The sequence below is a fragment of the Candidatus Binatus sp. genome, assembly GCF_030646925.1.
In the GTDB taxonomy this organism is placed as follows: domain Bacteria; phylum Desulfobacterota; class Binatia; order Binatales; family Binataceae; genus Binatus.
Map to the genome: position 1 here is coordinate 48,996 of NZ_JAUSKL010000024.1, position 26,559 is coordinate 75,554.

The 26,559-nt window shown below is 59.7% G+C and carries 21 protein-coding genes; 12 read left to right on the forward strand and 9 right to left on the reverse strand.

Annotated elements, in window-relative coordinates; translation table 11 throughout:
- Positions 1–452: 452 nt before the first annotated feature.
- Positions 453–1,160, forward strand: a complete 708-nt coding sequence (locus Q7S58_RS03200; protein WP_304820736.1) for a hypothetical protein — start codon at positions 453–455, stop codon at positions 1,158–1,160.
- 262 nt (positions 1,161–1,422) lie between these two features.
- Here the strand turns inward: Q7S58_RS03200 and Q7S58_RS03205 are convergent, their stop codons facing one another.
- The gene (locus tag Q7S58_RS03205) at positions 1,423–1,875 is read right to left on the reverse strand and encodes a pyridoxamine 5'-phosphate oxidase family protein (protein WP_304820738.1); all 453 of its coding nucleotides are present in this window, start codon (positions 1,873–1,875) and stop codon (positions 1,423–1,425) included.
- 193 nt (positions 1,876–2,068) lie between these two features.
- Here Q7S58_RS03205 and Q7S58_RS03210 point away from each other — a divergent pair, with 193 nt between their 5' ends.
- Positions 2,069–4,135 (forward strand): APC family permease, encoded by a 2,067-nt coding sequence (locus Q7S58_RS03210; RefSeq protein WP_304820740.1) that lies wholly within the window; start codon positions 2,069–2,071, stop codon positions 4,133–4,135.
- 168 nt (positions 4,136–4,303) lie between these two features.
- Here Q7S58_RS03210 and Q7S58_RS03215 read toward each other — a convergent pair whose 3' ends face one another.
- Entirely contained in the window at positions 4,304–5,701 is a 1,398-nt protein-coding gene (locus tag Q7S58_RS03215) for an ATP-binding protein (RefSeq protein WP_304820742.1), read from the reverse strand.
- 311 nt (positions 5,702–6,012) lie between these two features.
- Between Q7S58_RS03215 and Q7S58_RS03220 the strand changes: the two genes are divergently transcribed.
- Positions 6,013–6,867 carry a hypothetical protein gene (locus tag Q7S58_RS03220; RefSeq protein WP_304820744.1) on the forward strand — a complete coding sequence of 285 codons (855 nt, stop codon included), beginning with the start codon at positions 6,013–6,015 and terminating at the stop codon, positions 6,865–6,867.
- Positions 6,868–7,455 (forward strand): hypothetical protein, encoded by a 588-nt coding sequence (locus Q7S58_RS03225; RefSeq protein WP_304820746.1) that lies wholly within the window; start codon positions 6,868–6,870, stop codon positions 7,453–7,455. It abuts the gene before it with no gap.
- Here the strand turns inward: Q7S58_RS03225 and Q7S58_RS03230 are convergent.
- The 3 genes from Q7S58_RS03230 to Q7S58_RS03240 form a co-directional block, all read right to left on the reverse strand.
- Complete coding sequence (locus Q7S58_RS03230) at positions 7,448–7,633, reverse strand: hypothetical protein (RefSeq protein WP_304820748.1); 186 nt, start codon at positions 7,631–7,633, stop codon at positions 7,448–7,450. The genes Q7S58_RS03225 and Q7S58_RS03230 overlap by 8 nt on opposite strands.
- Before the next feature lie 39 nt (positions 7,634–7,672).
- Positions 7,673–8,605: an IS1595 family transposase gene (locus Q7S58_RS03235; protein WP_304820750.1), complete on the reverse strand. Its 933-nt coding sequence runs from the start codon at positions 8,603–8,605 to the stop codon at positions 7,673–7,675.
- A gap of 134 nt (positions 8,606–8,739) precedes the next feature.
- Positions 8,740–10,215 carry a glycosyltransferase family 39 protein gene (locus tag Q7S58_RS03240; protein ID WP_304820752.1) on the reverse strand — a complete coding sequence of 492 codons (1,476 nt, stop codon included), beginning with the start codon at positions 10,213–10,215 and terminating at the stop codon, positions 8,740–8,742.
- Positions 10,216–10,293: 78 nt separating this feature from the next.
- On the opposite strand from Q7S58_RS03240, the gene Q7S58_RS03245 reads away from it, so the two are divergent.
- Positions 10,294–11,721, forward strand: coding sequence for an MATE family efflux transporter (locus Q7S58_RS03245; RefSeq protein WP_304820754.1), 1,428 nt, complete (start codon positions 10,294–10,296; stop codon positions 11,719–11,721).
- A 180-nt stretch (positions 11,722–11,901) separates the two neighbouring features.
- On the opposite strand, the gene Q7S58_RS03250 is transcribed toward Q7S58_RS03245, so the two are convergent.
- The 4 genes from Q7S58_RS03250 to Q7S58_RS03265 form a co-directional block, all read right to left on the reverse strand.
- A complete protein-coding gene (locus Q7S58_RS03250) occupies positions 11,902–12,438 on the reverse strand; it encodes a hypothetical protein (protein ID WP_304820756.1) in 537 nt (178 codons plus the stop codon).
- On the reverse strand, positions 12,435–14,084 hold the full coding sequence (locus tag Q7S58_RS03255; RefSeq protein ID WP_304820757.1) for an HNH endonuclease: 1,650 nt from the start codon (positions 14,082–14,084) through the stop codon (positions 12,435–12,437). Before Q7S58_RS03255 ends, Q7S58_RS03250 begins: the two co-directional genes overlap by 4 nt.
- Before the next feature lie 547 nt (positions 14,085–14,631).
- Entirely contained in the window at positions 14,632–14,802 is a 171-nt protein-coding gene (locus Q7S58_RS03260; protein WP_304820759.1) for a Flp family type IVb pilin, read from the reverse strand.
- Positions 14,803–15,090: 288 nt separating this feature from the next.
- A complete protein-coding gene (locus Q7S58_RS03265) occupies positions 15,091–16,602 on the reverse strand; it encodes an aldehyde dehydrogenase family protein (protein ID WP_304820761.1) in 1,512 nt (503 codons plus the stop codon).
- A gap of 250 nt (positions 16,603–16,852) precedes the next feature.
- On the opposite strand from Q7S58_RS03265, the gene mutS reads away from it, so the two are divergent.
- The 7 genes from mutS to scpB form a co-directional block, all read left to right on the forward strand.
- Positions 16,853–19,450 (forward strand): DNA mismatch repair protein MutS, encoded by a 2,598-nt coding sequence (gene mutS, locus Q7S58_RS03270; protein WP_304820763.1) that lies wholly within the window; start codon positions 16,853–16,855, stop codon positions 19,448–19,450.
- 73 nt (positions 19,451–19,523) lie between these two features.
- A complete protein-coding gene (locus tag Q7S58_RS03275) occupies positions 19,524–20,849 on the forward strand; it encodes an N-acetylmuramoyl-L-alanine amidase (RefSeq protein WP_304820765.1) in 1,326 nt (441 codons plus the stop codon).
- Positions 20,846–23,596: a [protein-PII] uridylyltransferase gene (gene glnD / locus Q7S58_RS03280; protein WP_304820767.1), complete on the forward strand. Its 2,751-nt coding sequence runs from the start codon at positions 20,846–20,848 to the stop codon at positions 23,594–23,596. Before Q7S58_RS03275 ends, glnD begins: the two co-directional genes overlap by 4 nt.
- A complete protein-coding gene (locus tag Q7S58_RS03285; RefSeq protein ID WP_304820769.1) occupies positions 23,593–24,558 on the forward strand; it encodes a site-specific tyrosine recombinase in 966 nt (321 codons plus the stop codon). Before glnD ends, Q7S58_RS03285 begins: the two co-directional genes overlap by 4 nt.
- Positions 24,555–25,202 (forward strand): site-2 protease family protein, encoded by a 648-nt coding sequence (locus Q7S58_RS03290; protein WP_304820771.1) that lies wholly within the window; start codon positions 24,555–24,557, stop codon positions 25,200–25,202. Before Q7S58_RS03285 ends, Q7S58_RS03290 begins: the two co-directional genes overlap by 4 nt.
- Positions 25,199–25,996 carry a ScpA family protein gene (locus Q7S58_RS03295; protein ID WP_304820773.1) on the forward strand — a complete coding sequence of 266 codons (798 nt, stop codon included), beginning with the start codon at positions 25,199–25,201 and terminating at the stop codon, positions 25,994–25,996. The genes Q7S58_RS03290 and Q7S58_RS03295 overlap by 4 nt, the downstream gene beginning before the upstream one ends.
- Positions 25,978–26,559: SMC-Scp complex subunit ScpB (gene scpB / locus Q7S58_RS03300; protein ID WP_304820776.1), on the forward strand; the 582-nt coding region annotated here is incomplete at its 3' end. The genes Q7S58_RS03295 and scpB, both read left to right, overlap by 19 nt.

The window sequence follows — 26,559 nt, forward strand, 5'->3', positions numbered from 1 at the left end:
GTGGAGGAAGAGCAAGGCAACTGGCTGGTGGGGGCGGTCGAGGATGACAGGCGCGCGGCGAAAAAAGATTTTCGCCAGTTGTCCGAACGGATGAGAAGGTGGGAGACAAGTCTCCGGGGCCCACTCTGATTGAGTCCCGCGCCCGATGCGGGCGAGGGCAAGCGCGGCGGCGCGATGCGATCGAGGAATCGGGACGCGCGCGGGTGAGGATGATGAATTCCTCGCGTCGAGTCGCAGGTCGCGCTTCAAAAGTGCGGTGGATGTGGCGGCGGATGTGGTAACGGCAGGGGGCTGGGAGCAATCCCAGCCCCCAACTCCTTGTGGAGGCTGAATTGGTGTCATAGAAGATGTTGAGCACCCATATCCCGGATTTCATCCGTACCAAGGCTATCGCACCGTACCTTCCTCCGATTCGACTCAGCGAAAAGGATTTGAGAGATCTCGCGCACCTAATGAGCGACGCTGCAAAACGGTTCGGAGGCAACGTCAAATTCGAAGTTGTGACCGGGGACGGAGAAGATAGGTACGATACTGCCGACAGCGATTTTTTCATTTCCGCTGACATGCCGGACCGCATCAGGCGAGTTGCTTTGCGGTACGACGATCGAGAGTCTCATGTTTCCTTGACACTTGAATTGCCCAACTCGGTTACAGGTCGAGGGGAGCTCTTGGGAGAAAGCCAAGGTGCCAGCGTAACCTATGTCGTTGGCCTAACAAGTGAACTCGACCGCCGTCTCCGACAATGTCTCATTGCATCGAAATCGCTGACTTTTCTTCACAAGAATAAGCAACCCTCGCTGCCAACTATATTCCTCATCCTTGGCGTCACTATGTCCATGATCTTGGGTTCAGTAAGCGATCGACTAGTAGAATATTTGAATCAGATTGGATCGTTTAGTTCACCCGACGACTTTCACGCCGTCAAACTTCTCGCATTTCTGATCGTTGTAGCAGCTGGCGGATTCTTTGGAGGTTGGTGGACAGCCGATTTCACGGAAAAACTACGGCAAGCCTTTCCGCGTGTACAGTTCATCGGGGCCATTTCTGACCCAGGCTCGCAACGTCGCCCCGCGATTCTCCACGTCACGAAGTTGATTGCAGGTGGTCTCGTGGCGGTCACATTGAGCCTGTTTGCTTCAGCAATCTACGCTCGCCTCTGAGCCGTTCTTTGAAGCGCTTCCTCCTTTCCTCGTCCGTCCTTTTCCGATTTCTCGCCCCTTCCCTTCTAACAGCGCGTAGCGCGCATCTTATCGCCACGGGAAGCCCGAAACCTGCGTGAGGTTTCGGAGAATCCTTTCTTCTCATTGTTGAATTGGAGACGCTGGGTCCTGGTATCCGGATCCGCTCTCCAATTCACATACAATTTGCTCGGCTAGAAAGTGATCGAGCCGTATCGCGCGATTGCGATGACACCCACGCATCTCAATACCTGCCGCCGAGCTTGCGGTGATCCCAGCTAGCGATTTTTTGCGGGATCACTTTCAGCACGACGCGTTTCGGCGCCGTCGTGAGTGCGGTGTTCTCGGCCTGCCCGCCGCCCGAGTATCGATTGCGAATCGCATTCATAGTCGCGTTGACGGTCGCGACATCCTCGATGATCTCGCATTCGCCGCGAATCAGCACTCCGCGCAAATCCGAGTAAGCCCGCCCGGTCTCGACCATCACGCCCACTCTCGGATTGCGTCGGATATTGACCACCTTTTGCGCCTTGCCGTACGAGGTCATCAGGATTGCGCCGTCGCGCCAGAGGTAGTTCATCGCGACCACGTGCGGATAGCCGTCCTTGTCGATCGTGGCGAGCGCCGCCTTGGGCGCCTTGCTGAGAAATTCCTCCTGTTCCGCGGGAGTCAGCTTGATTTGGTCGCGTCGTTTCATTTTACCGCCTCGTTTTAAGCTCTCTGCGCCGTCAAACAGTCGCGCCCGCGCGCGCATCGTGTAAATATCCAACTTCCGGTTGATACCGCGCTCGTCCGGTCGGTCACGATGCTAGCGGTTTTGATGGCTTTGCGCCGCATCGCGCTTTCCCCTAGATTTGCGCTTTGGCGGAGGAAGCGCTTCCATAATAGAGATGGCATCAACACCGAACACCGGCTCGAAGCCGACACTGTCTGACGGGGAGAAACCCGGCAAACGCACGCTGAGCGACGTCATTATCGGACCGCCGCGCGACGTCCGCGATCCCAAAATCTTCCACAGCCTCTCGCTGGTGGCGTTTCTGGCGTGGGTGGGGCTGGGTTCCGACGGGCTCAGTTCCTCGTGCTACGGCCCCGAGGAGGCGTTCCTCGCGCTGGGGCATCATCAGTACCTGGCGGTCTTCCTCGCGCTGCTGATGGCGCTGACCGTATTCATAATTTCAGCCTCATACTCGCAGACGATCGATCTGTTTCCGACCGGCGGCGGCGGCTACCTGGTCGCGACCAAGCTGCTGGGCAAATATTGCGGCCTGGTCTCGGGTTCGGCGCTGGTGATCGACTACGTACTGACGATCTCGATCTCGATCGCGAGCGGCGCCGACGCGATCTTCAGTTTCATGCCGGCCGGATGGCTCGGCTTCAAGTTCGGGGTCTGTATCGCCGTCGTAGTGCTGATGGTGGTGATGAATCTCCGCGGCGTGAAGGAATCGGTCCTGTCGCTGCTGCCGATTTTTATCGCATTCATCATCATGCACGTGTGGCTGATTGGCTATGCGATTTTCAGCCGCGGCAGCGAGTTGCCGTCGATCATCGGGCACGCGGTCGGCGAGGTGCACGCGAGCAGCAGCAGCATCGGCATACTCGCGCTCGCGGTGATTTTCTTCCGCGCCTACAGCCTCGGCGGCGGCACCTACACCGGGATCGAGGCGGTTAGCAACGGCCTGCCGATTCTCCGCGAGCCGCGCGCCGAGACCGGCAAGCGCACGATGATCTACATGGCGGTGTCGCTGGCGTTTATCGCGGGCGGAATCCTGCTCTCCTACCTGCTGCTTAACGTCGAAGCGGAGCACGGCAAGACGCTGAACGCCGTGATGTTCGAGAAGCTCGCGACCGACTGGAAATTCATGGGGCTGCAAGTCGGCGGATGGATCATCACGTTCGCGCTGCTGACCGAGGGCGCGCTGCTCTTCGTCGCGGCGCAGACCGGCTTCGTCGATGGGCCGCGGGTGCTCGCCACGATGGCGTCGGACCGCTGGCTGCCGCGGCGATTCTCGAACCTGAGCGCGCGGCTGGTGACGCAGGACGGCGTCGTCGCAATCGGATTAGCTGCGGTCGTCATCCTGATCGGCACCGAAGCGAAGGTCGATCTGCTGGTGGTGCTCTATGCGATCAACGTGTTCGCAACCTTCACGCTGTCGCAACTCGGGATGACGGTGCATTGGTGGACCGAGCGCAAGACGGAGCGCCGATGGCTCCGCAAGCTGACGATCAACGGTATCGGCACGCTGTTTACCGCAACCATCCTGGCGATCACGCTCACGCTGAAGTTCGACGAGGGCGGCTGGATTACGGTGCTGATGACGGGCGGCCTGGTCTTCCTTTGTTACATGGTGCGGAGCCATTACGAGCGCGTGTCGCGGGCGATCGAACAGCTCGAAGCCGACATCCTGCCCAAGCTCTACGCGGTTGAAAAACTGGAGCCCGCCAAACGCGATCCCAACGCCTCGACGGCGGCGATCCTGGTCAGCGGTTTCAATGGACTCGGGCTCGCGACGCTGATCGCGGTCACGGATTTGTTCAAGGGCGAGTTCCGCAACGTGGTGTTTATCGGCGTCGGCGAAGTCGATTCGGCGCTGCTGAAGGGACCGGAAGAAGTGCAGGAACTCGAGCATCGGATGGCCGAGGATCTGAACGAGTACTGCCAGTTCGCGTCGGACCTGGGCCTTCATCCGGAGTTGCGGGCGGGCCTCGCGCCCGACGTCGTGGTCGAGCTCAGGCGGATTTGCCTCGAGGTCGCGCACGAGTTCCCGCACGTCGTGTTCTTCGCGGGCAAGCTGATTTTCTCCGACGAAGTCGAAGGCTTCATCGGGCGCTTTCTGCACAATCACACCGCGCTCGAATTGCAGAACTGGCTGCAACTCTACGGCTTCAGCCTGGTGATTCTGCCGGTCCGGGTCGGAACCGGCTCGATGACGGTGCCGGTGACGTCGCAGGCTGCCTAGGAGCGACTGAGCAGCTCGGTCCCTCCGGTAATCATGAGCGACCGCCCATTCCGTCGATAGATGCCCAGTTTCCCGCGACGGTGACGTGACGGGTCGAACGTTTCAACTGGTGGAGACGGAACCGGTGAGTAAAGCCGAACCGGTTAGACCAAAAATAGCTTGGATTGATCAGCGTTTTTTCGGCTTGGTCTTTCGCCAAGCGGCTTTTCCACCGATAGTTTTTCCGGGAACCGGTTCAATCAGTCCGCGATCCTTGAGAGATAGGAACACGCTTTTCATTGAATTTTCCGATCGGATACCGGTCAGGTCGCGCGCTATCATGTTTGTTATTTCGTCATTGTTTTCCAGGTAAGCGATAACCGTGTCATGAGCCGAAGCCAAAGGAGTGTGCCGAATATTGATCGTCACCGAGTGCTCGCTTTCCTCGATGACCGGTTCCTTTAGCCTCAATTTTTTCATTGCCTCGAAAGCGGTATTCAATCCCTCTCCAACGTCCTTGTTCGGAGCGTCCGGAAACTTGTTGATTAACCGGACGATCTTCGGATTCCGAGCCGATTGCTCATCCAAAATATTCTCTTTGGTTACATGACCCGGAAGCCGACCGGGGCTCTCAACTTCGATGCGATTGTCATATATCCGCACTTGAACATCGGCTGCGATGCTGTAGTCCCTATGCAGGACCGCATTCGTAATGATCTCGTGAAGCGTCTCGTGCGGATAGGTTACCGACTCCAAGCCGTTCGGTCCTAAACGGTTGATACCTTCGACCAATTTCTTGGTTCTCGCGACCGCTTCTCTAATCTGCTGGTCTAGTGGCCCTTCGATCGTCAGAGGATCAAACGCTAACGATTCGCGATTTCCCTCGGCCTCCTTGGTCTTGTATCTGAAAAGTTTGATCGCCGACCGCTTCGGAAGTGCAGCCTGTGGCTCGTCGGCAAAGAGGAGAAGACCGGCCACCGTGGGTTTTCCTTCAGCAACGAGATTTTGCTTTGCGATCCACGTATCCGGCTCTCCAGTAGGCACAACATTCAGCATGAACTCAATGATCGCAACCGAATTGGTTATCAGCTTCGGATCCAGGTTTAGGGTTTCGTCCTCGAACGATACAATGCCCTTATCCAGTCGCAGCCGGTGCAGAGCCTCTTCGCCTTTGACCGACTGTTTTTGAGCACCGCGACGGACATAGGCGACGCCGTCGCTCGCGTACAAGATATCCTTTGTCTTGAAAATTATAAGTTGTAGTACGTAGCCGGAACGCCCATCAGCCGCCAGAAAGGTCGCTCGGTAATGCGTTCCCAAGGGCGACATCGCCTCAATTACCTGAATGTGGTTGTTCGCCTCCTCGACATCAGAAAATCCACGCCAGTGACGTATCTTTCTGCCGTTATGATCCGCTTCATCGATGCCAATGAAGAGTTCTCCACCCGCAGTGTTCGCGAATGCGGAGACAGCTTCCGTCAGTTTCGCGGGCGCTATGTCGGCGCTTTTGAGGTCTAGATAGTGACTTTCCTCTAAATCAAGAATGCGCTTCGATTCAGCGTCGTCGATTCTAATCTGTTCAATCATCTCAACCTAAAATCGTCTTTGGCGTCGGGGCCGTCAAGGCGTTGCGCGCGACGATGACCTCTTGTTATTGATCCGGTCACCTCATGGGTGACGGAACGCTCTATCCGCCCTTGCTCGACATGGGGCTATGCCCCATGAGCCTCGCCGACGTGCGCGAATTGTGCGTCGAAGACACCCGCTTTCGTTTATCTCACACTCGGCGTTCTTCGCGTTTCGTTCCCCTGAACTCTCCGGGGATTAGTAGGATGTTGACACCACTAGAAATAGCGAGCATTCTGAGCAGGACGTGACAGGCCGCAGCGATTTGGGGTATGCTACTTTCCCTTGGCGGCGATCAAAAGGCGAATATCGTGATAAACGACTGGCAACCAAATGATCGCGATATGACGCTGACCCTTCATGGGCTTGACGTGGACAACGGAAAAGTTCGGGCCGATGTGTTCGCCGTCAAATTCCGAGCGCTGCTTTCCTCCCTAAGAGCAGCCGACAAATTTGCTAACAGAAAGAAATCTCACGAATACGTTATTGAGACAGCACAAGGAGGGAGCATATATACCGCCGTCCGAGAGCGAATAAGTGTCAAGAAGCGGATACCAGCGCCAAGCATCCCTGTGATGCGAGACGCCTTGATGGCGGTTTACAACGGCGAACAAACTGTCGAGAGATTTCCCAAAGGCATTATTGATAACATCCGGTTAATAGCCAAGGATGCCGGAAAGAAATTCTCGCACGGCGAAGTTGGCACAAAAGACAATCTCGTACGAATAGATGACTATCTCGTCAAACAGGTGAGCAAAGCTGAGGAACGCATATTAGGAACTGGACTCATTAAGCCACGTCGGCACTTCGAGGGCATATCCTTCGGAACGTTCGATGGCATCGTGAAGGAAATGGACGCTCGCGGACAACTGGTCAGAGGAAAACTGATCTTGACTGCCGGTGAGAAGGAAATCGATTGCATTTTCCGTAGAGACGATCTGCCGACTCTAAAGCTGAGCTTCGACCTTCGCGCTCGGGTCGAAGGAATGGCCCACTACGACGGCGAATCTCTGTTACCAGTGCGGCTAGATGTCAGGCGGATAGCAGTCACAGAGGAAGCAGCAGATTTGCTGCGTTGGAGAAAAGCGCTTGCGCATAAGAGAGGGCGGCGAAAGGACCCTTTTTGAATGCCTAATGCGCCGACTAACTTGTTCTGGGACTCTTGCGTATTCGGAGCATTACTGTACGACGAAATCGACGTATACGACCTAGCCAGCATTGAACAGTACCTTAAAGAAGCGAAAGACGGGCGACACAAGATTTATACATCCTCGATCATCTTCGCTGAAATCGCAGATAGTAAGATCAAAAAGACAGGCATCGGTTCTATTGGGGATTTGATTAACGATTTCATTGGCTCGACGGTTCCCATCGATCCATCTGTCAATATTATGACATTGGCGGGTCGTCTCAAGGACATTAAATATCGAAAAGGTGAATCTAAGAATCGTCACCTAGGAACAGGTGATGCGATCATGCTCGCGACGTGTCTCTACCTAGAGGACGCCATGGGCGTTAAGGCTGATTTCTTTCACACCTTCGATAATGGGAAGGGACCTAAGAAAGAGGTCCCACTTTTAAGTTATCACGAATGGTGTGAGGGCCTTTCTGGCGAGAAAGATCAGCTTGCTCAACGAGTATGTTCTCTAAAGAGGCAACAGCCGATTCATCCAGCGCCGCCACTTCCCCTAGGACCACCCTCTACTGCTACTTGACCGTGCCGGACCTGTGTGGCCCGGCCTTCCTTGATTTCTCAGCAGCATCAATCTTTTCTTTCGGAACGTGTACCAGGTGCCGCATCATGCGGTCGAACTCGCCCATGTCTGCGTTTGCGAGTTCTTCGCGGGCGTCTTTGGTCTTTTCTTTGATCGCCGGTGAGTCTGACTTTGCCACGCTTGAATTTTAGCGCGGCAACGCTCACGCGGCTAGCGGCTACGCGTTTGATATGAGTTCAGCAAACGGATCATCATCGTGCCGCCGGTTATGGCGGAACGTGAACTCGCTCAAATACAGAGGCAGATAGTCGCGGGACATCTTGTGATACGTGCCCATGACGCCGCGCCGCAGGAGCGACCAGAACGACTCGATATTCTGCGTGTGCACCTTGCCGCGCACGTATTCTTCTCGCTTGTGCGTGACGATCTCATGCGGGAATCCGAGCGAGCGCAGGTGCCGATAGCGGAACGTCTCATCGGTCGCGATCAGGTTCACTCGACCGGATACGGTCTTGCGCACGAAATTGTCATACGTGCTGAAATCCGCTTCCTCGACCATTTGGCACACGATGTTGCCTTTGCGGGCGATGGCTCCGATCACTTCGGTCTTGCCTTGCGAAGCCCAATTGCCGACGCGCTTGCCCTTGTGCTTGTTCTTTTCCTTGCCGCCAAGATAGACCTCATCGATCTCGACTTCGCCCATTAGCTGTTCCCATTCAGAATCCCGCATCGCGCCGCGAAGTCTCATGCACTGGCACCAAGTCGTGTGGTAGTTATCGAGATGCTTCGAGCCGAACATCATGCGATGCAGTTGCAACGCGCTGATGCCCTTTTTCGAGACCAGCATCAGGTAGCCGATTTTGAACCACGACACGAGCGGGCGCTTGGTGTTCTCGAATACCGTGTGCGTGATGACGCTGAATCGATAGCCGTTCTTTTTGTTGCAGGTCAGAACTTCGCCCGTCGATTTGTTCACGCTCTCTTTGCCGCTCTTGCATACCCAATTGAACGGGCGAGCCTTTAGCTCGTAAACCTTGTCGTGGCCACAGCGCGGGCATTTCACGCCATCGGGCCAGCGCATCTTTTTCAGATACTCGCGGCAAGCGTTCTCGTCCGGGAAGCGTTTATCGAATGCGTCTTGTGTCTGCATGATGAGGATAACTTAGCGCGTTACGTGCTCGGTGTCAACATCCTACTAATCCCCAACTCTCCTGAACTTTCATACGTTTCACGTGAAACATCTCGACCACAAAATGTTTCACGTGAAACGTTTCTCGCTCGTCCTCAGCGCGGTGCGGGCGTGATGCGATAGATTCCCAGATCGGGCTCGCGATGAGTCTCGACAATTTTGAAATTCTTCGCGTCGGGGAGTTCCGAGCGCACCGAGTCTCCATCTTTCCAGCTTGCGAGCCATCCGCCGCCCGCCGCTGACACTCTGCTCTCGATCGTAGCGCGCGCCGATTGCGGGTCGTAGCCGGGCACCGCGACGCGCGGATTCGGACCGCGAAAATAGTAGTTGAACACCACCGAGTAGTAGCCGAACGGGAAGCCCGCGCTCGGCTCGTTCGCAGTCCTGCCGTTCGAGACGAACCCCGATTCGAAGAACACCGGTTCCGCCGGGCCGCCGGCGGCGACCTGGCGCGCAAGTTCCCGCCACGGCTGCGGCTTGGCCCTCGCGAACGGCGAGAGAATCAGGCATAGCAGCGCGAATCCCGCCGCCAGCAGATTGCGCCACTTGATGCTCCATGCGCCGATACCGCCCGCGACCAATATCGAAGTCGCAGCAATCCCCGGCGACAGATACCGCGGATTGAACATCGGATGCAGAACGATCGAGCCGATAACAAATGCGAGAGTCGGTATTGCAGCCCACGTCACCAGCCAGCGCAGAGGCTCGTCGCGATCTTTTTCCACGGCGCGGCCGAATATCAGCCATAAGCCGAATCCCGCGGCGATCGCTAACGCGGCAACCTTGTCGGTGAGCGAGTAGTTGTAGGCCGGGCCCAGGTAGTCCAGCGAATGACCGTACATCAGGTCGTGGCTTTGTCGCGCCGCGACGGGAACGTAGGGAAGGAACAGGCCGAGCGCAATAGCCATCGCGAGCCATACCATCGGATCGCGCCTGCCGCGGGTGAAATCGCGCAGTAGCATCGCGGCCTCGGCGCCGACGATCAGCAGTCCGGCCATGTGCGTGTACGGCATCGCTGCGCCGAGCACGCCGCATCCGATTGCGCGAGCAGTGCTCGGCCGGGAGCGCACGCGTATCAGCGTGAGCAGATGCGCGAGCGAGATCGCGATGAACATCGGATACATCCGCGCGGTCTGCGCGAACACGATCGCGAGCGGATTGAACGCCCAGATCGCCGCCGCCGCGACGCCGGTCTCCGCGTCGAACATCTGGCGGCCCAGCGCGAAGATTAGGAGCAGGCTGACGACCGCCAGCGTCGCCGACATCGATCGCAGCGCAACTTCGCTGAGGCCGAAAATCCGCGTGTAGTAGTGCAGCACGGCGTAGTAGAAGACCTGCTTGCCGGGATCGTCCATCACCGGCGTCCGCACGATCGCGGCGACGCCCGGCTTCGACGCCGCCCATGCGCTGTAAGCCTCGCTCGCGCCGAGCGCGTCCTTGCCGAGGTGAAAGGAATAGAGGGCGGCCGCTACGATCAGAATCGCCGCGAAGATCTGCATCGCACGCCGCGACGATCCCGCCCGAGACGGCGCTGTGATCCCGGCCGATGCGGCCGCGTTCGCGCTATCCATGCTCACCGCTTATAGCGGATCGCATCGCCACAATCTTCCACCGGTCCGCACCGCTTGCGCGTCGCGCGATAACTTCACTTGACTAGCCGGGCCGGTACTGGCGAACTGCTCAAAGTCATGTCCGAGTTTCCCGAAGTAGTTCCCGAGATCGGCGAACAGCGGATTGCGGTGACGCTGCCGCCGATCGGCCGAATCCGCGCCGAGGTATGGGCGCTCGCATGGCCGGTGATTCTGTCGTTCGGACTGGATTCGATACTCGGGCTCGCCTCGATGCTGATGGTGGGGCGCCTCGGCGCGGAGGCGGTCGGCGCGGTCGGCCTGGCGACGCAGATTCTCGGCGCCGTGCGCGCGGGTATCGCGGCGGTCGGCACCGGCACGGTCGCGCTGGTGGCGCGCTATATCGGCGCGGGCGATCGCAATAGCGCCGAGGAAGTGCTGAAGCAATCGGTCATCTTCGGCGTGATCGTTTCGACCGTCATCGCGATTCCGGTGATCGTGTTTGCGCGTCCGCTGATGAGCCTCTTTCAGGTGCAGGGCCAGATGGCCGACATGGGCGCGCGCTATCTGCAAGTGGTGATGCTGTCGGAACCGTTCCAGGGAATCTTTCTGATGTGCGCGTCGGCGTTGCGCGGCGCCGGCGATACGCGCACGCCGCTCTGGATCGGCGGCATCATCGACGTGGTCGCGATTTTCTTCAACTACGTGTTGATTTTCGGCAAGCTCGGATTTCCGGCGCTCGGCGTCGACGGCTCCGCGGTGGCGACGCTGCTCGCGATCGCGATCGGAGGGCTGCTTTTCTTCTGGGCGCTATCGATCGACGGAATGGTGCTGAACTTCAGATGGCATCGGCTGTGGCCCGACCTCGGGCTCGGCCGGCGAATCCTTAGCGTCGGCAATCCGGCGGCGCTCGAGCAATTGATCATCCAGTTCGGCTTCGTCGCTTACGTCGCGTTCGTCGCACGCTACGGGCCGAAAGAAGTGGCGGCGTACTTCATCGGCGTGCGGATTCTCGCGCTGTCGTTTCTGCCGGGCTTCGGCTTCTCGGCCGCGTCGGCGACGCTGGTGGGGCAGGGACTCGGCGCCAACGATCCGGCGTTTGCGCGCAAGGCGGGATGGGAATCCACCCGCATGGCAGTCGTGATGATGACGGCGCTCGGCCTGGTGTTTCTGCTGTTCGCGCGTCAGATTGCGGCGCTCTTCATCAGCGACAAGGAGGTAATCGAGTACACCGTCCAGTTCATGTATGCGCTGGCGGCGGCGCAACCGCTGATGGCGATCGATTGGACGATTACCGGCGCGCTGCGCGGCGCGGGCGATTCGCGCTATCCGCTATGGGGCTCGCTCGCGGGCTTTTACGGGATGCGGCTGCTGGTCACGATTCTGATTTCATACTACGGCGGCAGTACCGTGTGGATCTGGTGGTCGCTGATTGCGGACTACGTGGTGAGGTCGGCGCTGAAATCGTGGCGCTTCAGCACCCGCCATTGGGAAACAATCGAGGTGTGAGGCAAGGACAACGTGGGTGCCGACAGTCGTTGCGAGCTACTGACAACGCCACATCTGCGCGGCCCTTCATCGCGAGAGATTGCCCACCCATCAAGAGAAGCTCAGGTTCTTCGACTTCTGCCATTCGACGGCGAACGAGCATCAGGACCGACACCTCGGCTGGTTGTTGAGCGCCATGTACTAGGAGGTGTCTTCCGGTAGAGAAGCGAGTCTTCGACCCTCAGACGTGATCGTCCACTTTCCTGGGGTTTGCTCGAGAAACCCTTGTTCCATCATCGGAATGCGAGCACGACGAAATTGCGCCTTCCACCTTGGACGGCCACCTGCTAGCAAAATCGAATCCCCTTCCTTCAAAAGAGAGGCGATAAGAGGTTCAAGTTCTCGCTCGAGTGCCTTCGGCGTCGCTTGTCCTCCCATCTTTAGCAGTGTCTTGAGAATGAGCGGATAGAATTTCCACTGTGGCGTGGCGCTGTCCTTAGAATTAGAAGCGTCTCGCCTGATGCCCTTAAGTGCTCGCCATTCCCGGCGCATTCCTTCGATCTTTAGCTGGAACTCTTCCACGGATCGCGCCAACGCTATCGTTGCTGAGGCCGCTTCGTAAGCCGAGCGTGAGAGAAGCTTGGCACTTTGCTGATTGAGTAGCCGGCGAACCGCTCTTATCTCACCCACAGCCTGTTTGAGCATACGGTCCACGCCGCCCGAATGCGGAATCTTCACGCTGCAATGCCCTTTCGCGCTTCGGACGTTTCTTGAATCATTTGATTCAAATCTAACGGACACGCCAAAACTGCTACGCCTGCGGGCGAGGCTCCCGTCTTAAAGACCTGTAGCCAAAACTCGCGATTTTGCTTAGCGCCGAACACCGTCTGACTCAGGTGCTTATCTATCCAACAGGGCAGCATCGCAAGATTGCTGAGGAAGAGTTCTATTCGTCTCCACAGATCCTCTGGAAATTTCTTCTGAAAGAGTCTTTCCTTGTTCGTCATTTGCCCCGTCCAGGCAAAGTAGTGTTCAACTACCAGCCTGACCCATTGCAGGATCGCGCCCACAACTTCCTCTCGAGCCATTCTCCAAGCTCTGAGATGCGGTTCGGCAATCAACGTGCCCTTCTGAACCTGGTACTCGATCTTCCTCCCTCCTGTCTCGGGATCCCATTGGCCTACGAAGAACACGTCAGCGAATAAGTTCATTAGCCGGATGAGTTGATCTCGTTCCAAAAAACGAGGGTTCTCGCCACGTTCGACGCCCTCGTCGATGGGACTGTCCAACGCGTTCTTGTAGACAAATTCGGCGAAAAAGGTGCGCTCGATCGTGCTGTATGCGAGTGGTCTATCAGCTCCCTTGCCCGACCACTCTATGAATTCCTTGAGTCGATTCTCCGTACTGTGGGTTATCTGATCGCGTACCGAATCAACAATGTACCGCTGCATTTCCCGGTGTTCGCCGCGAAAGAAGGCAACGAGATCTCGCTCACTGAAACCGTAGTGATCCTCTCTGAAGCCCTTCATTGTCTGGTATTGACGTATCCGCTCGACGAACAACGAACTACCTAAGTGCCTGATTACCGCCGTATCAAAGGCCACTTGACGGAGCTTATCGCCTGCATTTGTGTTTGCTTGCAACAAGACATTGGTGTCGGGCTGAACGAACACTCGGACCGGCAACTCCTTGACGCCGAGCAGAATCTGCGCGGCAGCCTTATGTTGTCCATCAAATACCTTTAAAAGGCTCGCTCCATCTGGCTCGGGAGCCCACCAAGCGAGGGCGATGTGAAGTTGAGGACGTTTTTTCATGAACTCTTCTATGAGTCCACGAACATTTGACCCGATACTTCTGGGATTGATTCGATCGTCGTGATGAAGGTACTCAAGCGGCATGAGCGCGAAAAAATACTCCATGCCACTTAGCGAGTCTTTGTATAGTGGCACAGATTGAATCTCAGGCCGACCAATTTCACTTAGCACAAAGTCGACGTGCTCTGGTCGTCGCTTGAGTCGAAGCTTCGCTTTAGAACCGCCATAACGCTGAAGCACATTTCCTAAGTTTGCGCCTCGCAAACCTTGCTCTTGGGCTTCGATCTGTAGTCGATCGAATTCGGCCATACGGCGGGCTACTCTCAGGTCCGAGGCTCCCTTACTTCGGTTACAAGAGAGGTGGACTATAGCAAAATTGTTCTCCTCATCGGGCCCGACTTCCGACAAGGGAATAATATGGTCAACGTCGAGTTGACCCTGATGGAGGAGCAGGTCGATTGGTTTGTCACAGATAAAACACTTCCCCGACTGACGTTCGGCGAGGCGCTTTTCAAGGGTAGACCTTTCTTCCTTGCTGAGCGCTGAAAGCATTGTCACACGATCGGCCATGCGTCACGTCCCTCCTGGCTGATGCCTCGACGTCCGGGTGTTCACGTTCACTAATTCTGGCTTGACGCCGAGCAGAATCACAGCCCCGAGCATCATACTTTGAAAAAGTATTGATCGGCGAAGGAGGGGCGGTCCAGACAAAACCAAATACCGAAAAGGACGAGTGCTCGAGTAACATCAACGGCTGCGTGAGAATTATTCCAATTGATGCGGTGGCAACTGTCGTTCGCGACTCGTGTTCATTCGGACCCGAAACACAAAGGCACCCGTAAATCTTGCCGGTATCTTGGCTTGCAGGGTCCTTCTCCATCGACCAATCCGTACTCTTGTCACCGAGCGGGGCGTGCGCCAACGAGCAATTGCCCGGAGGACAGGCACCGGACATTGGGAAACGATCGAGGTGTGAGGGCGAAGCGCGAAGGCCGCGCGCGCGTCGCGTCGGCCTGCCTTGTTCAACTCGTAAGAAAAGTGTTTTGCGTTTGCGATGCTGGACCGCGCCGCAGCGCGGCGGGGCTTTTGATTTCCCCGTCGCACTACGCAGGAGAAGTTAGAAGGCCGCGGTGACGGTCGAGATCTCGCTGGTGATCTTGCCGCCGAGCAGCGTGTAAGCCGTCATCCCGGCGACCGCCACTGCGGCGAGGATCAGCACGTACTCGGTCATCGTCTGGCCCTTGCGGTTCTCGCGGATTGCTACGAAGAGTTTGGTTAGATAGTCCATTGTGGTTCCCCTTTTTGCGCTCCTTGGAGCGTTTTGTGATTGTTAGTGCATCCACCGTGCCACCTGGAGGCCGACTGAATGATGCACATATTCTGATGGAGATTCGTCTTACTGACTCGAACGGCGCCAGATTAGGGTCTCGAAAGGACTCGCAGGTGCCTCGATTTGTCGCGGCCCGGTCCAATTCATTCGACGCGCCGTCCGACGATCGGAACTCGAGCGACCCTCAAAAAGAAAGGGCGCCCCTCCAAAGGGACGCCCTCTTGCTAACTTCCTGATGCTCTCTGGTTATCCTATCTTGGCGTACACGGACTTAATTTGCGTGTACAGGTCAATCGCGTATTTGCCGAGTTCGCGGCCGAAGCCCGATTGCTTGTAGCCGCCAAATGGCGACATCGGATCGAGCTGGTTGTAGGTGTTGATCCAGACCGTGCCAGCCTTCAACTTGCGCGCGACCTGATGGGCGCGGTTGAGGTCCTTGGTCCACACCGCCGCCGCCAATCCGTAATTGGTGTCATTGCCCTGCAGGACTGCGTCATTTTCGTCCTTGAACGGGATCGCCGAGGCGACTGGCCCAAAGATTTCCTCGCGCGCGATCTTCATCTGATTGTTCACGTTGGTGAAAACGGTTGGCTGGATGAAATAGCCGCGCTCCTGCGTGCCGGCCGAGCCACCGGCCTTGGCCCTGGCGCCCTCCTCCTTGCCGGCCTTGAGGTACCCGATCACGCGATCGTGCTGCTCCTTGGAGACCAGCGGGCCCATCCTGGTGTTCGGGTCCATCGGATTGCCGAGCGTCAGAGTCTTCGCCATCTGGGAAAGCGAATCGGTGAATTCCTCGTAAATGCCCTGCTGGACGAATACGCGCGAACCGGCGCAGCAGACCTGGCCCTGGTTCATGAAGATGCCAAGCATCGCGCCGAACACGGCGCTCGGCATGTCGGCGTCGGGGAAGATGATGTTGGGCGATTTGCCGCCGAGTTCGAGCGATACGCGCTTCAAGTTGCCGGTCGAGGCCTTGAGGATCAGTTTGCCGACTTCGGTCGAGCCGGTGAAGGCGACCTTGTCGATATCGGGATGCTCGGCGATCGAGCTGCCGGCGCCGGGGCCGAAGCCGGTGATGATCTGCACGACGCTTTCAGGGAGCCCCGATTCGAGGATCAGTTCGCCGAGGCGAATCGCGGTGAGCGGAGTCTGCTCGGCGGGCTTCAGAATCACGACGTTGCCGCAGGCGAGCGCCGGCGCGATCTTCCACGACGCCATCAGCAGGGGGAAATTCCACGGGATGATCTGTCCGCAGACGCCGATCGCTTCGCGCAGGGTGAAGTTGAAGATCGACGGATCGGAGGGATTGGTCTCGCCGTAAATCTTGGTCGCGAAGCCGGCGTAATAGCGGAACGTCTCAGCCGCGGCGGGGATGTCGATATTCTTCGATTCGAAGATCGGCTTGCCATTGTCGAGGCTTTCGAGTTCGGCGAGTTCGTCGGCATTCTGTTCGATCAGGTCGGCGATCTTGAGCAGGATACGGGTGCGGCCGTGCGGATTCATACTCGCCCACGGTCCCTGCTCGAAGGCCTTGCGCGCGTGCTTGACGGCTTCGTCAACGTCGGCCTTGTCGCCCTCGGCCACCAGGCCAAGGACTTCCTCGTTGGCGGGGTTAAGCGTCTCGAAGGTTTTGCCGGACTTCGCGGGCACCCATTTGCCGCCGATTAGCAGTTTCTTGGGCGAGCTTTTGATGAAAGCGATGGCCGCGCTCGAGGTGGCGCCTTTGGTGGCGCTCTCTATTGAGGTTGTTGCTCCCATAGTAAGAATTCTCCTGTCGATGATGTGTCGCCGTGCGCGGGTGTGCGCCCCGCAGAATTAACATGGCGAGCGATCTTTCTGACTAGCACTCGGGCACTAGTAAATCGAGGCCCGCCCCGCAAAGGTAAGTGCGATTTGGACCGCCGAACCAATGTCAGAGCGGGCGGCGAGGCGCGGGGGTTTTGCCCTCGCGGACGTTGGTGGATATCCTTGCCATGTCGTTCCCGTGGCATTCAAGCAAACACCCCTGATGGCGCAGTATCTCGGCGTCAAGCAACGCGTGCCGGACGCGATCCTTTTTTTTCGCCTGGGCGATTTCTACGAGATGTTCTTCGAGGACGCCGAAGTCGGCGCGCGCGTGCTCGATATCCAGCTCACCTCGCGCTCGAAAGACGGGGTGCCGCTGTGCGGAGTCCCATACCATTCCGCGGAACCGTATATCGCCAAGCTGCTGAAGGCCGGGCACAAGGTCGCGATCTGCGAGCAGGGCCCGCCCGACGGCAAATCCGGCAAGCTGATGCCGCGCCAAATCGTGCGGGTGATCACGCCCGGCACGGTCGGCGAGGAGATGGTGCTGACAGCCGCCGAGAAGAGCTACCTGGTCGCGATCGCGCGCGTGGAGGCTGGGTTTGCGCCCGCGGCGAACACTGGTTATGCGCTCGCAGCGAACACCGCTTATGCGCTCGCTGCGCTCGACGTATCGACCGGAGAATTTCTCGCCACGCAAATCCGCAACAGCGCAGCGCTATGCGAGGAGATCGCGAGAATCGCGCCGCGCGAGATGATCGTCGCCGAGAACGACGGCGCGCTGGCGGCGACATTAAAGGATATCGATTGCGCGCTGACTTCGCTGGATGTTGCGGCGTTCTCGGCCGAGCGCTCGTCGAGCGCATTCGCGGCCCGCTTCGGCGACGCCGCCGCAGATCTCGACCCGTCGATTGCGTGCGCGGCGGGACTCGCGCTGCTCTACGTCGAAGACACCTTCGGCCGCGACCTCGCGCATATCGCGATACCGCGCCTTTATCAGACCGCGGAGTACATGCTGGTCGATGAAACCACGCGGCGGCATCTCGAGCTGGTCGCGTCGAGCGACGGCGCTCGCAAGGGATCGCTGCTCTCGATTCTAGATGAGACGATGACGGCGATTGGCGCGCGCACGCTGGCGAACTGGATCGTCTATCCGCTGCTTTCGCTCGAACAGATCAACGGACGCCACGACGCGGTCGAGGAACTTTTCGATGCGGACCTGGGCGGAGCAACAGCGGACGCATTGAAGCGGATCGGCGATCTCGAGCGGCTGGCGGGACGAATCGGCAGCATGCGGGCGTCTCCGCGCGATTGCCGAAGACTCGGCGAGGCGCTTGATGCGGTCGCGATGCTGAAGAATGCGATCGCAGCGTTCAAGAGGGGGCAATTGCGCGCGCTCGGCGAGCGAATCGCGCCGATGCCCGCGCTGGTCGCGCAGATCGAATCGACGTTGTCGGATGAGCCGCCGATCAATCCGCGCGACGGCAACGTGATCAGGCCCGGACTCAGCGCCGAAGTCGATGAACTGCGCGGGCTCGCGACCGACGCGCGCGGCGCGGTCGCGAAGCTCGAAGCGTCGGAGCGCGAACGGAGCGGAATCCCGTCGCTCAAGGTGCGCTACAACAACGTCTTCGGCTATTACATCGAGATTACGAAATCGCATCTCGAGCGCGCGCCGGCCGACTACGAGCGCAAGCAGACGCTGGCGGGGGCGGAGCGTTTCACGACGCCGGCGCTCAAGGAATTCGAGCGCAAAATCTTAAGCGCCGAGTCGGGGCTCAAGGAACTCGAGCTGCAGCTTTTCACGAAGCTGCTGCGCGACTTGCAGGCGCATAGCGCGGCGATCCTGGAAACGGCACGGGCAGTGGGCGAATTCGATGCGATCATGTCGCTCGCGAAGGTCGCGCGGCGGCGCGGCTACGTGCGGCCAGCGATCAACACGAGCTTGCGGATTCGGGTGCGCGACGGACGTCATCCGGTGCTCGAGGCCGGGATGCGCACGGGCGAGTTCGTGCCGAATGATCTCGAGGCCGACCCCGAGACGCGCCAACTGCTCTTGATCACCGGGCCGAACATGGCCGGCAAATCGACGTATCTAAGGCAGGTCGCGCTGATCGCGATCATGGCGCAATGCGGCAGCTTCGTGCCGGCCGCCGAAGCGACGATCGGGCTTATCGATAGGGTGCTGACGCGAATCGGCGCGCGCGACGAACTGCGGCGCGGCGAATCGACGTTTATGGTCGAGATGAGCGAGACCGCGCGCCTGCTCGACGGCCTTACCGAGCGGAGCCTGCTGCTGCTCGACGAAGTTGGGCGCGGCACCAGCACCTTCGACGGACTCGCGATCGCGTGGGCGGTGGCCGAATACCTGCACGATCAGACGCGGGCGAAAGTTTTGTTCGCGACGCATTTCCACGAACTGACGGATCTCGCGCGCGAGCGTCCGCGGGTGAAAAATCTCAGCATGGCGGTGCGCGAATGGGCGGGCGAGGTGCTTTTTCTGCGGAGAGTGATCGAGCAGCCGGCGTCGCGCAGTTACGGAATCGAGGTGGCGCGGCTCGCGGGATTGCCGCAGTCGATTATCGCGCGCGCGCGCGAAATCCTGGTGAATCTCGAATCGAGCGAACTCGACGAGGCCGGGATGCCGCGGCTCGCGCGCAATCGGCGCGCGGAGAAACCGGCGCCGCAGATGGGCCTCTTCACGCCGCGCGAAAGCCGCGTGATCGACGAACTGCGCGCGCTCGAAGTCGAGACCCTGACCCCGATCGAAGCGTTGAACGCGCTCGCGCGAATCGTCGCGCGCCTCAACGATCAGCCGTAACACGGGCGTCCGCGCGCGGCGTGCGGGTCGTCGCCGGGTCCGCTATTGTTGAGGCGGGAGTGGCAAGCGGTTGATGCGGCAATGGCGGGTGTTTGCGATCGCGGCGGCGGCGATTCTCGGATCGATTTTGCCGGCTCGCGCCAGCGTAAACGCGCCAGCGTTGATCTCCGCGCGAATAGAGCGGCAGGGCGCGACGCTCGAACTCCATTTCAGATTTCGTGGCGACGTGCCGCCGCTTCGGCTGAGCGCGCACGGGAGCGCACTCTGGATCGATCTCGGACGCACCCGAATTGAGATTCCTCCGCGTCCGCTGTTCGGCCATGAAACGTCGCCGATCGAGAGCGTGCGCGCGATCGATGCCGGCGGCGGCGATGCCCGTATCGTCGTTGGCGTCGAGGGCAAGGCGGACTACGCGATCGCCAAAGTGAAGCAGGAGATCGTGCTGCGCGTCGCGCCGGCGGGCGCGAATCCGAATATCGCCGCGCCGATCCTGGTGCATGAGGATGCGCCGCGCGTGCCGGCGGTCGCGCGCGCGTCGATCAAGGTGGCGCACGATGCGACTCGACCGCGCAAACAAATCATGGCTGCGCCGGTCACGCCCGAGTTGCGCTACGGCGGGCCGGAAATTGTTCGTCCGCGGCCGGCGGTGATCGAAGCGTTGCGCGTGCCCGCCAACTTCGATTCGAACTCGTCTGAAAAAAGCGAGCAACCGTTGGTGATGATCGATCCAGGGCATGGCGGCTTTGATCCCGGCACTCAATCGGCGGCGGGCGTCGATGAAAAAGCACTCGCGCTGCAAATCTCGATCGCGCTGAAGGCGGCGCTCGAGGCGCGCGGAATCAGGGCGGCGCTGACGCGCTCGATCGATGTCTTCATCAGTCTGCCGGAGCGGACTCGAATCGCGAACAAAGCGAACGCGGATCTGTTCGTCTCGATTCATCTCAATTCGAGTCCGAACGCCGACACGACCGGAATCGAAGTGTACTATCTGAACAACACCACCGATCATTCGACGATTCGCCTCGCGCGGATCGAGAATGGCGGCGAGGGCTATGGCAGTGGCGGCGGCTCCAACTTAAACTACATCCTGACCGACCTCCGGCAGAACTTTAAGGCGTCGGAAGCGGTCTCGATAGCAAGGATGATCGACGTGCAGACGGTGGCGGACCTCGACGCGGGGCTTGGCGTGAACGTAAACGCGCTCGGCGCGAAGATGGGACCGTTCTACGTGCTGGTCGGCGCGCATATGCCGGCGGTGCTGGTCGAGTGCGGATTCATGTCGAACGCGGGCGAGGCGGAGCGGCTGAAATCGGCGCAGTACCAATCGATCCTCGCGGGCGGAATCGCGACCGCAATCGCGCACTACTTCAAAGCGGACATGGCGCTGGGAAATCTGTGAGTTCCGCAAGCGGAGCGCCGCGCGCGTCGAGCGCTGAATCGAAGGCGCAATCGCCGCGCGGCGAGCAGGCATTGTTCGAGCGCTTTGCCGCGACGCGAACGCCTGGCGTCGTTGCGCGCGCGTATCTCGAATCGGTGCGTGGTGAATTGGCGGAGCGGCATTTCGCCGGCGCGAACGGCGGGGAGATCGTCTCCGGCATGACGGCCGCGATCGACGACCTGCTGCGCGCGCTCTACCTCTACGCGGACGCGGATCACGGTCGGCGCTTTTCGAAGCTCAATCAGAAAATCACGGTGGTCGCACGCGGCGGCTATGGCCGCGGCGAAATGAATCCGCGATCCGACGTGGATTTGCTGTTCATCCACGATTACAAGCTCGGTCCGTACGCGGAAATCGTGACCGAGATCATTCTGCACGCGCTGTGGGATGCGGGCCTCGAGGTCGGGCACGGGGTGCGCACGGCGAAGGAATGCGTGCGGCTGGCGAACATCGATCTGAAGGAGAAGACCGCGATCCTCGACGCGCGGTTTCTGTGCGGCGACGAAAAGCTTTACGCCGACCTCGACAAGCTGCTGATCGCGGAAGTGCTGAATCGCAACCAGGACAAGTTCTTCAAGGCCAAGCTCGAGGAGAGCCGCCAGCGCCACGCGCAATATGGCGATTCGATTTATTTACTCGAGCCGCAAATCAAGGAAGGCGAAGGCGGGCTGCGCGATCTGCACACCGCGATGTGGCTGGCGAAGGTCAAGTACAAGGTGCACGCGCTCGAGGAACTGGTGCAGAAGGCGGTGATCACGGAGCCGGAAGCCCGCGAGGTGATCGAGGCGCGCGACTTTTTGTGGCGGATGCGCAACTCGCTGCATTTTATTACCGGGCGGCATTTCGATCAGATCACCTTCGAGCTGCAGGAGCGAATCGAGCCGATGCTGGGGCTGCATCCGGCGGAAGGGCAAACCAAGGGCTCCGCCCTGATGCGCGCGTACTATCAGCATGCGACAACAATACATCGCTTTGCGGAGGGGCTGATCGCGCGGGTGACGGAAAACAGTCCCGGCGGCAGATTTTTCCGGCGCACGCCGACGCGCAACCTCCGTCCGGGCGTGATCGTGCAGCAGAATCTGTTGAGCGCGGCTGATCCGAATCTGTTCAAGGACGATCCGCTCAACTTGATCACGATTTACGCCGATTGCCAGGCGCAAGGGGTCGGACTATCGGGCAGCACTTACCAGTTGGTGCGCGACAACCTCTTCCGGATCGACGACCAGCTTCGTAGCGATCCGCGGCTGGCCGCGGCGCTGAAGAAGATTCTCGCGGGACGCGAGCGGGTTGCCGCGACGCTCGAGGCGATGCATCTGTCGGGCGTGCTCGGCGCAATAATCCCGGAGTTCGGCAATCTATACGCGCGGGTGCTGCACGACCTCTATCATATATATACCGTCGATCGGCATTCGCTGGTGGCGGTGCGCGAATTGGAGCGGCTGCGCGCCGGCGAGTTCAAGAGTCTGACGCCGCTGCTGACGGAAGTGGCGCGCGAACTCGATTGCCTGCCGCTGGTGTTCCTCGCGCTGCTGCTGCACGACATCGGGAAGGGCCACGGCCACGACCATCATGAGCGCGGCGCGAATCTCACGACGGGAGTCTCGCGGCGGCTCGGTCTCGACACCGAAGAAATCGATCTGGTCGTGTTTTTGGTGCGCAATCATCTGATGATGTCGCAGGTCGCGCAAAAGGGCGACCTCGACGATCAAACGACGGTCGCGGAATTCGCGCGGCAGGTCGGCTCAATCGATCGGTTGAAAGCGCTCTACCTGCTCACGTATGCCGACATGCGGGCGGTCGCGCCGAAGGTTTACAACAACTGGCGCGACATGCTGCTAAGCGATCTTTATATGCGGGCGCTCAAGGTGCTCGAGCAGGGCGATCGCGAGGCGGTCGATCCGGCGCGGCGGCTGGCGATTGTGAAAGCCGCGGTGCGCGAGAACCTGATCGCGGCCAGCGCTCCGGCTACCGACGTGCAGTCGTTCCTCGACGAGATGCCGGATCGCTATTTTTTCACAGTGCCGGAGGGCGATATCCCGCTGCATTTCGAGCTGATGCGCGCGCTGGACGAGCGCCCGCTGATCACTCGCATCCACCATTTCCCGGCGCTCGAATTCAGCGAGTTCATCGTCGTGACGGCCGATCAGCCGGGCTTGTTTTCGATGATCGCGGGGGCGCTCACCGCCAACAATCTGAATATCCTGTCGGCGCGAATCACGACCCGCAACACCGGCGTAGCGATTGACGTTTTCCGCGTCTCGCATCTGATGGGCGCCAGTTCGATGGCGATGGAGGACGACCGCTGGCGGCGCGTCGAGCGCGACCTCGAGCAGGTTATCACTGGCCAGCAGGACATCGCGGCGCTGGTCACGGCAGCGAACCAGGTGCAGTCGGCGGGCCGCAGGTTCACGCGCCACGTGGCGACCGAGGTGACGGTGGACAATCGCAGTTCCGAGCAGTTCACCGTGATCGACGTGTTCACGCAGGATCGCATCGGGCTGCTGTTCGCGATCACGCACACGTTGTTCAAGCTCGGATTGCGGATTCACCTCGCGCGCATCTCGACCAACGCCGACCAGGCGCTGGACGTTTTCTACGTGAGCGATCGCGACGGCAACAAGATCACCGGGATCGGGCGGATGCGCGAACTTCGAACGCAGCTGGTCGAAAAAATCGATCGTAACCCGAGCGCCGGAGCCGCAGCATGAACGCCGTGGGCTGGGACGACCTCATCGATCGGCATCTGGCGCGCCAGGCAGTCGAGCGGGGCTTAAGTCCGCATTCGATGGAAGCGTACGGGCGCGATCTGCGTGATTTTCAGAATTGGTGCCGCGCAAAAAATCTGCATCCTGAGCAACTGGACGCCGCTGCGTTGACGAAGTATCTCGAAGCGCTGGCGGATCGCGGACTCGCGGTCAGTTCGCAGCGTCGGCATCTGGCGAGTATTCGCGGACTCGCGCGCGAACTGGTCGATGAAAAAATCATCGAGCGCGATCCGGCGCCGGCGATAAAATTGCGGCCGCATCCACGCAAGCTCCCGCGGACATTGTCGCTCGCCGACGTCGCAAATCTGATCGACGCGATCGACGTGACGACCGCGCGTGGCGCGCGCGATCGCGCGATGCTCGAGCTGGCGTACGGCTGCGGGCTCCGCGTTTCAGAGCTGGTGGGCCTTCAACTTCAGCAGGTGAATCTGAGTGCGGGCGTACTGGTGGTATTCGGCAAGGGGAGCAAGGAGCGGATGGTGCCGATGGGCGGTGCGGCGATGCGCGCGCTCAAGCAATGGCTTGAGCGGCGCGACGAGATCGTGAATCCGTCGAAAGTCGAGCGTCGCGCAAAAAAGGTGCTGCCGAAGCGCGTAACCGCGGTGTTCGTGACGCGGCTCGGCCGCGCGATGACGCGGCAGGGATTTTTCAAGGCGCTCAAGGGGTGGGCGGCGGCTGATCCGCGCACGTCGTGGATCAGCCCGCACACGCTCAGGCATTGCTTCGCGACGCATCTGATCGAGGGCGGCGCCGATTTGCGCGCGGTGCAAGAGATGCTTGGGCATAGCGACATCTCGACCACCCAGATTTACACGCACCTGTCGAAGAGCCATTTGCGCAAAGTGCATCGAACGTTTCATCCGCGCGCGACGCGGACCAGCACCCGTGAGGGCACGATCGCGTGAGCAACGCCGCTGAGTTTCTGACCGAGGTATCGATTTGGGCGCTGCCGATCATGTTCGCGATCATCCTGCACGAAGTGATGCACGGGTTTGTCGCGCTGCAACTGGGTGACGACACCGCTAAGCGCGCGGGCCGCCTCACGCTCAACCCGCTCTCGCATATCGACTTGTTCGGCACGGTCATCATGCCGATCGCGCTGCTGTTTATGCATCTGCCGGTGTTCGGTTACGCCAAGCCGGTGCCGGTCGATTTTGGACGGCTACGAAATCCGCGCAGCGGGATGCTGATGGTCGCGGCGGCGGGACCGCTGACGAATATCGTGCTGGCAGTGGCGAGCTCGATCGGGATGCGAATCGCGATCGCGCACGTTGGCGGACCGTGGGGCTCGGCGATCGCGCTGCCGCTCTACTACATGCTGCGCGCGTCGGTCGTGATCAACGTGGTGCTCGCGACTTTCAACTTGCTGCCGCTGCTGCCGCTCGACGGCGGGCGCGTCGTCGTGTCGATTCTGCCGCTGCGGGCCGCGCGCGCGTTCAGCCGGCTCGAACCGTTCGGCTTTTTCATCCTGCTGCTGCTGCTGTATACAGACTCGGTCGAGCGAGTGATCAACCCCATCATCAATGCGATCGCGCGAGTGTTGCTGTGAACGAAGAATCCGCACCGCCCAGATTCGAGAGTGACGGCACGGTCCGTTTTCGGCTGCCGATTTACGAGGGGCCGCTCGACCTGCTGTTGCATCTGCTGAAGCGCGCCGAACTCGACGCGCGCGATGTCAGCGCGAGCGTGATCACCGAGCAATATCTCAGATATCTCGAGATGCTCGACGTGCTGAACCTCGACGTGGCGGGCGAATACCTCGTGATGGCGGCGACGCTGCTGCTGATCAAGTCGTTCGCGATGCTGCCTCATCCGGAGCTTGCGGATACCGAGGAAGGCGAGGAGCTGAAGCGCGATTTGGTCGAGCGGCTGCTCGAGTATCAGCGCTATCGCGAGGCGGCGGAGAAATTATCCGAGCGCGCGCTGCTCGGGCGCGACGTATTCACGTCGCCGGGCGAGGCGCCGCCCGAAGACGAGAACGCGAAGCGATACACCGTCACGATTTTCGATCTGGTCGAGGCGATGGGCGCAGTGCTGAAACGCGTTGCCGACAAGATTCCGCGCGGAATCGTGCTGCGCGACATCCCGGTCGCGGAATGCATCCCGCGAATATTGAGCGCGCTGGAACGGGGCAGTCGAGTCGAGTTCATTTCGCTGTTCGAAGACATGGAAGATCGCTCGTTGGTGATCGCGACCTTCATGGCGCTGCTCGAACTGATTCGGCGCCGCGAGGTGCGGGCCTATCAGGAAGAGCGCTTCGGTCCGATCCTGCTCGAACGCGGCGAAGCAAGTGCTCCGGTGGTTGCGGCAACTGAGGAGTCGGAGTGGAAGAAGAGCGACTGAAATCGATTCTCGAAAGTTTGCTGTTCGCGGCGGGCGAGCCGGTCTCGCTGGCGCGGCTGGCTGCGGCCTTCGACGAGATGCCGCGCGCGACTGTGCAGAAAGCGCTGGCGGCGATGATGCTCAGCTATGCGACCGACAATCGTGGCCTCGCGATCGAGGAAGTTGCCGGCGGCTACCAGATGCGCACTGCGAAAGAGAACGCCGGCTACGTTCGCAAACTGTTGGCGGCGCGGCCGCCGCGGCTCAGCCGCCCGCTCATGGAGACGGTCGCGATAATCGCATACCGGCAACCGATCACGCGGCCGGAGATTGAGCACTTGCGCGGCGTCGATACCGGCGGCGTGCTGGAAACGCTGCTCGAAAAAAGGCTCGTCAAAATCGCGGGACGCAAGGAGGCGCCCGGACGTCCGATGGTTTACGCGACCACCGACGAATTTCTCGAGTTGTTCGGACTCAAGGACCTCGAAGGGCTGCCGGACCTTTCGGAATTTCGCGAAATCGAGCGCGCGGTCGAGCAGGCGAACATCGGGCCGATCGAAAGCGTCGAGACTCATCCCGAGGAC

Bases quoted from the DNA above. Each gene is read 5' to 3' on its own strand.
- Q7S58_RS03200 (WP_304820736.1), top strand. From the start codon at position 453: ATGAGCGACGCTGCAAAACGGTTCGGAGGCAACGTCAAATTCGAAGTT.
- Q7S58_RS03205 (WP_304820738.1), bottom strand. From the start codon at position 1,875: ATGAAACGACGCGACCAAATCAAGCTGACTCCCGCGGAACAGGAGGAA.
- Q7S58_RS03210 (WP_304820740.1), top strand. From the start codon at position 2,069: ATGGCATCAACACCGAACACCGGCTCGAAGCCGACACTGTCTGACGGG.
- Q7S58_RS03215 (WP_304820742.1), bottom strand. From the start codon at position 5,701: ATGATTGAACAGATTAGAATCGACGACGCTGAATCGAAGCGCATTCTT.
- Q7S58_RS03220 (WP_304820744.1), top strand. From the start codon at position 6,013: ATGCTACTTTCCCTTGGCGGCGATCAAAAGGCGAATATCGTGATAAAC.
- Q7S58_RS03225 (WP_304820746.1), top strand. From the start codon at position 6,868: ATGCCTAATGCGCCGACTAACTTGTTCTGGGACTCTTGCGTATTCGGA.
- Q7S58_RS03235 (WP_304820750.1), bottom strand. From the start codon at position 8,605: ATGCAGACACAAGACGCATTCGATAAACGCTTCCCGGACGAGAACGCT.
- Q7S58_RS03240 (WP_304820752.1), bottom strand. From the start codon at position 10,215: ATGGATAGCGCGAACGCGGCCGCATCGGCCGGGATCACAGCGCCGTCT.
- Q7S58_RS03255 (WP_304820757.1), bottom strand. From the start codon at position 14,084: ATGGCCGATCGTGTGACAATGCTTTCAGCGCTCAGCAAGGAAGAAAGG.
- Q7S58_RS03260 (WP_304820759.1), bottom strand. From the start codon at position 14,802: ATGGACTATCTAACCAAACTCTTCGTAGCAATCCGCGAGAACCGCAAG.
- Q7S58_RS03265 (WP_304820761.1), bottom strand. From the start codon at position 16,602: ATGGGAGCAACAACCTCAATAGAGAGCGCCACCAAAGGCGCCACCTCG.
- mutS (WP_304820763.1), top strand. From the start codon at position 16,853: ATGGCGCAGTATCTCGGCGTCAAGCAACGCGTGCCGGACGCGATCCTT.
- Q7S58_RS03275 (WP_304820765.1), top strand. From the start codon at position 19,524: ATGCGGCAATGGCGGGTGTTTGCGATCGCGGCGGCGGCGATTCTCGGA.
- Q7S58_RS03285 (WP_304820769.1), top strand. From the start codon at position 23,593: ATGAACGCCGTGGGCTGGGACGACCTCATCGATCGGCATCTGGCGCGC.